The organism is Phenylobacterium sp. J367 (genome assembly GCF_024699985.1).
Taxonomy (GTDB): domain Bacteria; phylum Pseudomonadota; class Alphaproteobacteria; order Caulobacterales; family Caulobacteraceae; genus Phenylobacterium.
Window position 1 is genome coordinate 2,665,001 of record NZ_JAJONA010000001.1, and the last position, 2,500, is coordinate 2,667,500.

At 55.2% G+C, this 2,500-nt stretch carries 1 rRNA gene (only partly in view); it reads left to right on the plus strand.

Annotated elements, in window-relative coordinates:
- Positions 1-111: 111 nt before the first annotated feature.
- Positions 112-2,500, plus strand: a 23S ribosomal RNA gene (locus LRS04_RS14305); it runs 405 nt beyond the window's last position.

The window sequence follows — 2,500 nt, forward strand, 5'->3', positions numbered from 1 at the left end:
AGACATCATTGTCTGACAAAGACAAATCAAAGCGCATGTGTGGGCCGTCCGACGGGGTTTCGTACCTCCGGCGGGCATTTTTCGTCCCCACGCATGAGTTTTGCTGAGAACGATCAAGCGCATAAGGGCTTCTGACGGATGCCTTGGCATTGAGAGGCGATGAAGGACGTGGCACGCTGCGATAAGAGCCGGGGAGGCGCGAGCACCCTTTGATCCGGCTATTTCCGAATGGGGAAACCCACCTTTACGGTCTGCGAATGTGGTCACCGGCTCCGGCCGGTGTCCTGGTTCGTAGGTCGTTCAAAGGTACAATGACCTGAATAAAATAGGGTTCATTGAGCAAACCCAGGGAACTGAAACATCTCAGTACCTGGAGGAAAGGACATCAACCGAGACTCCCGTAGTAGTGGCGAGCGAACCGGGACCAGGCCAGTGCTGTCGTGACATAAAGCCGAACGACTTGGAAAGGTCGGCCATAGCGGGTGATAGCCCCGTAGGCGTCAATTAGCGACAGACTCGAGTAGGGCGGGACACGTGAAATCCTGTCTGAACATGGGGGGACCACCCTCCAAGCCTAAGTACTCCTCAATGACCGATAGTGAACAAGTACCGTGAGGGAAAGGTGAAAAGCACCCCGACGAGGGGAGTGAAATAGAACCTGAAATCGGAAGCCTACAAGCAGTCGGAGCCACCTCGCGTGGTGACGGCGTACCTTTTGTATAATGGGTCAGCGACTTCATGTGCCGTGCAAGCTTAAGCCGTTAGGTGTAGGCGCAGCGAAAGCGAAGTCTGAATAGGGCGAATAAGTACGTCGCATGACGACCCGAAACCAGGTGATCTATCCATGAGCAGGTTGAAGGCTGGGTAACACCAGCTGGAGGACCGAACCCGTGCCCGTTGAAAAGGTCTGGGATGACTTGTGGATAGGGGTGAAAGGCCAATCAAACCTGGACATAGCTGGTTCTCCGCGAAATCTATTTAGGTAGAGCGTCAGACGAACTCCTTGGGGGGTAGAGCACTGGATGGATGCGGGCGGCGCGAGCTGTACCAATTCTAACCAAACTCCGAATACCCAAGAGAGCTATCTGGCAGACACACGGCGGGTGCTAACGTCCGTCGTGAAAAGGGAAACAACCCTAACCATCATCTAAGGCCCCCAAGTCACGGCTAAGTGGGAAACGATGTGGGATTGCTTTGACAACCAGGATGTTGGCTTAGAAGCAGCCATCATTTAAAGAAAGCGTAACAGCTCACTGGTCAAGCGATCCTGCGCGGAAAATGTAACGGGGCTCAAGCCGTGCGCCGAAGGTATGGGTTTGCAGTTTACTGCAAGCGGTAGCGGAGCGTTCCGTAAGCCTGTGAAGGTCAGCTGCGAGGCTGGCTGGAGGTATCGGAAGTGAGAATGCTGACATGAGTAGCGACAAAGAGTGTGAGAGACACTCTCGCCGAAAGTCCAAGGGTTCCTGCGTAAAGCTAATCTGCGCAGGGTTAGCCGGCCCCTAAGGCGAGGCCGAAAGGCGTAGTCGATGGGAACCAGGTGAATATTCCTGGGCCAGTTGGAAGTGACGAATTCCGTAAATTGTCGGGGCTTACTGGATTGCTCCCGGCAGTGAAGGAGTTCCTGGAAATAACTCCAACAGAGACCGTACCCGAAACCGACACAGGTGGACTGGTAGAGCATACCAAGGCGCTTGAGAGAACTATGCTGAAGGAACTCGGCAAATTGCACGCGTAACTTCGGGATAAGCGTGACTCACCCTGCGCAAGCAGGACTGAGTGGCACAGGCCAGGGGGTAGCGACTGTTTATCAAAAACACAGGGCTCTGCGAAGCCGTAAGGCGAAGTATAGGGTCTGACGCCTGCCCGGTGCCGGAAGGTTAAAAGGAGGGGTGCAAGCTCCGAATTGAAGCCCCGGTAAACGGCGGCCGTAACTATAACGGTCCTAAGGTAGCGAAATTCCTTGTCGGGTAAGTTCCGACCTGCACGAATGGCGTAACGACTTCCCCACTGTCTCCAGCATAGGCTCAGCGAAATTGAATTCCCCGTGAAGATGCGGGGTTCCCGCGGTCAGACGGAAAGACCCTATGAACCTTTACTGCAGCTTCGCCTTGGCGTTAGCAGCAACATGTGTAGGATAGGTGGGAGGCTATGAAACCGGGGGCGCCAGCTTCGGTGGAGCCATCCTTGAAATACCACCCTTGTTGTTGCTGACGTCTAACCGCGGCCCGTTATCCGGGTCCGGGACATGGCGTGGCGGGCAGTTTGACTGGGGCGGTCGCCTCCCAAAGTGTAACGGAGGCGCGCGATGGTGGGCTCAGACCGGTCGGAAATCGGTCGTCGAGTGCAATGGCATAAGCCCGCCTGACTGCGAGACTGACAAGTCGAGCAGAGACGAAAGTCGGCCATAGTGATCCGGTGGTTCTGCGTGGAAGGGCCATCGCTCAACGAATAAAAGGTACTCTAGGGATAACAGGCTGATTTTGCCCAAGCGTCCACAGCG